The 7,020-nt window shown below is 76.1% G+C and carries 7 protein-coding genes and 3 tRNA genes; 1 reads left to right on the forward strand and 9 read right to left on the reverse strand.

Annotated elements, in window-relative coordinates:
• From GTR00_RS10700 to GTR00_RS10725, 6 genes are all read right to left on the reverse strand, one after another.
• Positions 1-287: hypothetical protein (locus tag GTR00_RS10700; protein ID WP_166611611.1), on the reverse strand; the 287-nt coding region annotated here is incomplete at its 3' end.
• Between the two features lie 100 nt (positions 288-387).
• Positions 388-460, reverse strand: a tRNA-Phe gene (locus GTR00_RS10705).
• Positions 461-490: 30 nt separating this feature from the next.
• Positions 491-564: transfer RNA gene (locus GTR00_RS10710), tRNA-Asp, on the reverse strand.
• Positions 565-678: 114 nt separating this feature from the next.
• A tRNA-Glu gene (locus GTR00_RS10715) sits at positions 679-751 on the reverse strand.
• 69 nt (positions 752-820) lie between these two features.
• Positions 821-1,972 carry a DNA topoisomerase IB gene (locus GTR00_RS10720; protein ID WP_166611612.1) on the reverse strand — a complete coding sequence of 384 codons (1,152 nt, stop codon included), beginning with the start codon at positions 1,970-1,972 and terminating at the stop codon, positions 821-823.
• Between the two features lie 74 nt (positions 1,973-2,046).
• Positions 2,047-2,886, reverse strand: a complete 840-nt coding sequence (locus GTR00_RS10725) for a helix-turn-helix domain-containing protein (protein ID WP_166611613.1) — start codon at positions 2,884-2,886, stop codon at positions 2,047-2,049.
• 102 nt (positions 2,887-2,988) lie between these two features.
• Between GTR00_RS10725 and GTR00_RS10730 the strand changes: the two genes are divergently transcribed.
• The gene (locus GTR00_RS10730) at positions 2,989-3,684 is read left to right on the forward strand and encodes an SDR family NAD(P)-dependent oxidoreductase (protein ID WP_166611614.1); all 696 of its coding nucleotides are present in this window, start codon (positions 2,989-2,991) and stop codon (positions 3,682-3,684) included.
• Here the strand turns inward: GTR00_RS10730 and GTR00_RS10735 are convergent.
• The 3 genes from GTR00_RS10735 to GTR00_RS10745 form a co-directional block, all read right to left on the reverse strand.
• On the reverse strand, positions 3,663-3,917 hold the full coding sequence (locus GTR00_RS10735) for a hypothetical protein (RefSeq protein WP_166611615.1): 255 nt from the start codon (positions 3,915-3,917) through the stop codon (positions 3,663-3,665). The two genes, GTR00_RS10730 and GTR00_RS10735, sit on opposite strands and share 22 nt — an antisense overlap.
• 91 nt (positions 3,918-4,008) lie before the next feature.
• Positions 4,009-5,058, reverse strand: a complete 1,050-nt coding sequence (locus GTR00_RS10740; protein WP_166611616.1) for a lipoate--protein ligase family protein — start codon at positions 5,056-5,058, stop codon at positions 4,009-4,011.
• Between the two features lie 9 nt (positions 5,059-5,067).
• The coding region (locus GTR00_RS10745; protein ID WP_205705523.1) for an acyl-CoA dehydrogenase family protein at positions 5,068-7,020 on the reverse strand (1,953 nt) is incomplete at its 5' end.

Below are 7,020 nucleotides of genomic sequence, written 5' to 3' on the forward strand. Positions count from 1 at the left end.
GCGGCCCCGTCGCCCGCCGCGGCCAGCGCGGCGGCGGCCGCCGTGGAGGCGAGCACGGCCGGCCAGGGGCCCACGCGCCGGGACAGCGGGTGCGAGGCGCCCACGAGGGCGACGGTGCCGGCGCTCAGGGCGACGGCGAGGGGGGTGGAGGCGGCGGCCCAGCGGGGCGCCGACCAGGCCAGGCCGGCCAGCAGCGCGGCCCCGGCCAGCGCCCGCTCGCCGGTGGCGCGGCCGAGGGCGTAGCCGCCGAGGACGGCGCCGGCGATGACGGGGGAGGTGGGTGCCACGGCCCGCAGGCTACCGAGGCGGGGCCCGGGGTGCGCGGGTGGTGCGGGAACGCGAAGAAGGCCGCCGCGGAACGCGACGACCTGGGGGTGGGGACTCAGGTGGCCAGGAGCGGGGTCGAACCGCTGACCTTCCGATTTTCAGTCGGACGCTCTACCAACTGAGCTACCTGGCCGTGCCGGGCCGGACGAACCGGCACGACGAGCGACCCCGACGGGACTCGAACCCGCGACCTCCGCCGTGACAGGGCGGCGCGCTAACCAACTGCGCTACGGGGCCTCAAGGAGGCCTTGCTTGTCTTGCTGCCTTGCTCGCTTGCGGGACCAACAGTACCCGATCCGGGGCCGTGCTCGTGACACGGGCCCCGGACACCGGCGCGCGGTGCCGCTCGCGTACCCCCAACGGGATTCGAACCCGTGCTACCGCCTTGAAAGGGCGGCGTCCTAGGCCACTAGACGATGAGGGCGCTGCTCCCGGCCGCGGGAGCGCGTCCAGCATAGGGGGTGCGCTCCCGCGCGCGCCCCGCGAGAACCCCTCAGGCCGCCGCGGCACCGGCCGCCGCACCGGGCCCGGCGCCGGGTCCAGTGCCCGGTGCCGCCGGCGCGGACAGCCGCCGCGAGCGCACCGGCACCGGCCGCCCGCGCGCCACCGCCCGCGAGACGGCCACCGGGTCGGTGTGCAGCAGGTCGCGCACCGCCCGCTCCACGGCGCCGTGCGTGGCCGGGTGGCCGAACGCGGCGTCCTCGCCGAGCTGCTCCAGCGCCGGCGCGACCGTCACCCCGTCGTCGAACAGGTCGACCACCCGCGGGTCGACGTAGCTGCTGCGGCACACCGAGGGCGTGTTGCCCAGGTACTCCGAGACCTCCGCCACCGCCCGGGCCACCGCCCGCTTGCGGGCCGTGGGGCTGTGCGAGGCCGGCAGCGAGACCGCCAGCGCCACGGCGGCCAGGACGGTGGCGTGCCAGGTGCGGAAGTCCTTGGCCGACACGTCCGGGCCGATCGTCTCGCGCAGGTAGGCGTTGACGTCGTCGCTCGTCACGTCGTGCCAGCGGTTGCCCGCCTTCCACGCCAGCAGGTCGTCGCCGCCGCCGCGGCGGCGCTTCAGGGAGCGCACGACCTCCACCACGTCGGGGTCGGCGATGACGGCGGTGCGGTCCTTGCCGGACTTGGCGACGTAGCGGAAGACCAGCTCGCCCCCGTGCTGCACGACGTGCTCGCGCCTGAGCGTGGCCAGCCCGTAGGAGCCGTTCTCCTCGGCGTAGGCGTCGCCGCCCACGCGGAAGAAGCCCAGGTCCAGCAGGCGGAACGCGGCCGCCAGCACCCGCTCGCGCGGCAGGCCCGGCAGCCGCAGGTGCTCCTGGACCACCTCGCGGGCGCGGGGCAGCTGCGCGGCGACCTCCAGCACGCGGTCGTGCTTGGCGCGGTCGCGCTCGGTGCGCCACTGCTCGTGGTAGCGGTACTGGCGCCGGCCGCGCTCGTCGGTGCCCACCGCCTGCAGGTGCCCGTTGGCGTGGGGGCAGATCCACACGTCGGTGTACGCCGGCGGGATCGCCAGCTTCGAGATCCGCTCGAGCACCGCGGGGTCGGTGATGCGCCCGCCGGCGGTGTCGAAGTACGTCCAGCCCCTGCCGCGCCGCCGGCGCGTGAAGCCGGGGGAGGAGCTGGAGACGCGTCGCAGGCGGGGCACACACCGATGGTGCGCAGCGCGCCCGCCGCGCGCACCCGGAGAACGCGCCGGGCGCAGCCGGGCAGCGCCCCGGCTCAGGGTGCGCCCACCGGGGCGGTGACGCGCAGGAACTCCAGCTTCTCCGCGTCGGGGCTGCCCGCCGCGGCGGTGTAGACGACCAGGCGCACGTCGCTGTCCGGCACCGTCAGCACGTCGCAGTCGCAGGTGACGTCGCCGACCGCGGGGTGCTCGACCGTCTTGCGCGCGGACACGTGCCGGCCCACCGCCCCCTCGGCCCACAGCTGCGCGAACCGCGCGCTGGAGGCCCGCAGCTCGGCGACGAGCGCGGCCAGCCCGCGGTCGCGCGGGTGCTCCACCAGCGCGGTGCGCAGGTCGCGCACCAGGGCGCCCTCCATGCCGGGGTCCGCCCCGCGCACGGGCCAGGACGCCAGCCCGCCGGGACCGGTGGCGAACACCGCGCGCACCAGGTTGCGCTCCCGGCGCGGCACGCCGCCCGGGTCGCCCAGCAGCGCGGCCCAGGACGGCGTCCACGTCAGCAGCGTCCAGTCGGCGCTGAAGACGCCCACCGGCAGGTCCGCCAGGCGGGCCAGCACCCGCTGCACTCCCGGCGGCACGTGGTCGGAGACCGTCCCGGTGGCCGGCGGCAGCAGCCCGGCCAGCCGGTGGGCGTGGTCGCGCTCGGCGGGCTGCAGCTGCAGCGCCCGGGCGAGCGTGGCGACGACCTGCGCCGACGGGCTCACCGCCCGGCCCTGCTCCAGCCGCACGACGTAGTCCACCGACAGCCCCGCCAGGTCGGCGAGCTCCTCGCGCCGCAGCCCGGGCGCGCGCCGCCGCGGCCGCGGCGGCAGCCCGACGTCGACGGGGGAGAGCCGGTCGCGCCAGCGGCGCAGGGCCGCGCCGAAGGTCTCGTCCACGGGGACATCGTCCCTCGTGCCGCGCTGCCCAGCCTGGTACTGCCCGTCCCACCGTCGGGCAGGGCACTGGTGGGGACCCGCCCACTGGCCGAGGGTGGGCCCATGACCACCACGTTCATCACCGGGGCCAACAAGTCCCTCGGCTACGAGACCGCCCGCCGGCTCGTCGAGGCCGGGCACACCGTCCTCGTCGGCGCCCGCGACCCGCAGCGCGGCCGGGCGGCCGCCGAGGCCCTCGGGGCCCGGTTCGTCCAGCTCGACGTCACCGACGACGCCTCCGTGCGGGCCGCGGCGGCCGACGTCGCCGCGCACGAGGGCGGCATCGACGTCCTCATCAACAACGCCGGCGTCGGCGGGCCGCAGAGCCCGGCCGAGGAGCTCACGGCGGCCGACGCCCTCGCCGTCTACGACGTCAACGTCTTCGGCGTCGTGCGGGTCACGCACGCGTTCCTGCCGCTGCTGCGCGGGTCGGCGAACCCCCTCGTCGTCAACGTCACCAGCGGGCTGGGCTCGTTCGCGGTCACGCACGACCTCGACCGCGTCGAGGGCGGGGTCGTCGCGCCGCTCTACACGTCCTCGAAGTCGGCGCTGACGATGCTGACCACGCAGTACGCCAAGGCGCTGCCGGGGGTGAGGTTCAACGCCGTCGACCCCGGGTACACCGCGACGGACTTCAACGGCCACAGCGGCCAGCAGACCGTCACCGAGGGCACCGACGCGATCGTCGAGCTGGCCACGAGCGGGCCGGACGGGCCGACGGGGGCGTTCCGGGACCGCTACGGCGTCGTGCCCTGGTGAGCGCCCGGCTCCGGGGGCGGCAGCAGCGCCGCCCCCAGGGCCGCGAGCAGCTCCACCACCTCGGCGCGGTCCAGCCGCACCGTGGACACGCACGTGCCGCCCTGCCACGTGGAGAGCACCACGCGCGCGGCGTCGGGGTGGGCGCTGACGCGCAGGGCGCGCCCGGCCCGGTCGGCGTCGCGCAGCACGCCGGTGGGGGTGCCGTGCCTGGCCCGCAGCGCCGCGTCCTCCATGCGGCGATGGTGCGCCCGCGCCGGCGCCCTGTCGAGGGCGGCTGCCCCGGACGGGTGCGGGTCAGGACGGGTGGGGCCCGGACGGGTGGGGTCAGGGGATGCGGGCGATCCACCCGTCGGTGGCGAACTTGGCCGCCACGAGCTCCTCGGCGGCGGCCAGCTCGGCGCCGGTGAGCTCGGAGGCGGTCAGCCCGTACTGCCGGCGGAAGGTGCCGACCATCCGGTCGATGACCTCCTCGCGCGGCAGGCCCGTCTGCCGGCGCAGCGGGTCCACCCGCTTGGCGGCGCTGGCCAGGCCCTTGCCCCGCAGCTTCTCGCGGCCGATGCGCAGCACCTGCAGCATCTTGGCGGCGTCGATGTCGTACGACATCGTCACGTGGTGCAGCACGGTGCCGTCGGCCAGGCGCTTCTGCGCGGCACCGGCGATCTTGCCCTGGTCCGTGGCGATGTCGTTGATCGGCTGGTACCACGCCTTGACGCCCAGCTCGCCCAGGGCGACCAGCACCCAGTCGTCCAGGAACGCGTAGGACTCGGTGAACGACAGCCCCTCCACCAGGGAGGGCGGGGCGTACAGCGAGTACGTGATGGTGTTGCCCGGCTCGACGAACATCGCCCCGCCGCCGGAGACGCGCCGCACGACCTGCACGCCCAGGCGCTGCGCGGCCTCCCTATCGACCTCGTTGGCCAGCGACTGGAAGCTGCCGATGACCACGGCCGGGCTCGCCCACTCCCACACCCGCAGCGTCGGCGGGCGCCGGCCGGCGGCGACCTCGCGGGCCAGCACCTCGTCCAGGGCCATGTGCGTCTGCGGTGGCTGCGGGCCGGTGTGCACGAGCTGCCAGTCGTGGTCCAGCCACCCCGTGGCCCCGCCGACGGCGCGGCGCACCGCGGTGGCCACCGACTCGGGGGAGAAGCCCAGCAGCACCGCCCCCGGCGGCAGCGCCGCGCGCACCCGCGCGGCGATCGTCGCGGTGCCCGCGTCGGCCGGCAGGCCCGTCAGCGCCGCGTCGAGGGCCTCCAGGGCGTCGTCGGGCTCCAGGAAGAAGTCGCCGGAGAGCCGCACGGAGGCGAGCACCCCGCCGCTCACCTCCACGTCGGCGACGACGAGCTTGCCGCCGGGGACCTTGTACTCACCGTGCACGTGGGGACCCTACGCGGCGGGCGGCTCCAGCGACTCCGGCACCAGCGAGGACGCCAGCCAGTGCCGCGGGGTGCCGAAGCCGGCCAGCAGCTCCCCGGTGCGCGGGCGCAGCCGGCGGCACAGGTCGTTGACGGCCTGGGTGACGGCCTTGGCCCGCAGGGTCGTCATCCGCCGGTGCTGCAGGTACCAGCCCTTCTCCGCCTCCAGCAGCGCCAGCGCGTGCAGGTCGAACACCTCGCCCAGCAGCGCCGCCACCGCCGGGTCCCCGGTGCGGGCGATCGCGGCGGCGAACGCCTCGGCGACGACGCGGTCCACGTGCGCGCGCCCGGCCAGCAGCAGGTGGTCCTGCAGCCCGTCCACGGCCTCGAAGGCGTCCTGGTCGGAGCGGGCGCGGGCCTTGCGCATCCGCTTGGCCAGGGACTCCACGACGTGCCGCTCGCGCTCGGCGAGCATGCGCAGCTGCCAGGCGCGGTCGTGCAGGTCCTCGGGCACCCGGCCGGCCTCGACGACGTCGGCGACCAGGGAGCGGGCGGGGCTGCGCCCGGCCAGGGTGCTGACGAAGTCGCGGGTGGCCAGGCGCGCCATGCCCAGGGTGTCCAGGTCGGAGAACTGCTGGGCGTAGGCGGTCAGCTGGCTCTTGGCGACCAGCTGCAGCAGGACGGTGTTGTCGCCCTCGAAGGTGGTGAACACGTCGGTGTCGGCCTTCAGCTGCGGCAGGCGGGACTCGGCCAGGTAGCCGTTGCCCCCGCACGCCTCGCGGCAGGTCTGGATGGTGCGCGTGGCGTGCCAGGTGGAGGCCACCTTCATGCCCGCAGCGTGCGCCTCGAACGCGCGCTGGCGGGCGGGTTCGGGGTCGCCGCCCACGAGCTGCACCCGCAGCAGCTCGTCCATCTCGCCCAGCAGCTCGTCCTGCGCGAAGCTCAGCGCGTACGTGGTGGCCAGCGGCACCAGCAGGCGGCGCTGGTGGGCCAGGTAGTCCAGCAGCACGACCTCCTCGCCGCGCTCGTCCCCCGCCGTGCCGGGGCGGGCGAACTGCTTGCGGCGCAGCGCGTAGCGCAGGGCGATCTCCAGGGCGACCTTCGTCTGGCCGATCGCGCCGCCGGAGATGCTGACGCGGCCCTTGACCAGGGCGCCGAGCATCGTGAAGAACCGGGCGTTCTTGCTGGCGATGGGGCTGGTGTAGGTGCCGTCCTCGGCGACCTGCGCGTAGCGGTCCAGCAGCGCGGTGCGCGGCACGCGCACGGAGTCGAACCACAGCCGGCCGTTGTCCACGCCGTTCAGCCCGGCCTTGCGGCCGTCGTCGCCGCGGCGCACGCCGGGCAGGTCGCGCCCGTCCTGCCCGCGCAGCGGCACGACGAACGCGTGCACGCCCTGCGACTCGCCGCCGGTGAGGAGCTGGGCGAAGACGACCGCGACCTCGGCGTCCTCGGCGGCGCCGCCGATGTAGTCCTTGCGGCAGGACTCGTCGGGGGTGTGCAGCACGAACTCGCGCGCGGCCGGGTCGTAGGTGGCGGTGGTGCCGAGCGAGGCGACGTCGGAACCGTGGCCGGACTCGGTCATCGCGAAGCAGCCGACGAGGTCCAGGCGCAGCAGCGGCGGCAGCAGCTCGGCGTGGTGGCGCTCGGTGCCCAGGGCCTGCACGGCGCCGCCGAACAGCCCCCACTGCACGCCCGACTTGATCATCAGCGAGGCGTCGCCGAAGCCCAGCACCTCGAACTGGCTGACCTGCCCGCCGGGGGAGTCGCCGCCGCCGTGGCGGGAGGAGTAGCCCAGCTCGTGCCCGCCGAGGTCGGCGAGCACGCGCAGCCGGGCGCGGGTGAGCTCGCGCTGCTCGGCGGTGCTCAGGTGGTCGATCGGGCCGAAGAAGTCGGCGGGGAACTCCCGGCGGGCCCGCTCGCGCAGGTCGGCGTAGCGGCCGTCGAGGACGGTGCGCAGGACGTCGGTGTCGACCGGGCCCGGGGC

The sequence above is a fragment of the Kineococcus indalonis genome (assembly GCF_009906395.1).
GTDB lineage: Bacteria > Actinomycetota > Actinomycetes > Actinomycetales > Kineococcaceae > Kineococcus > Kineococcus indalonis.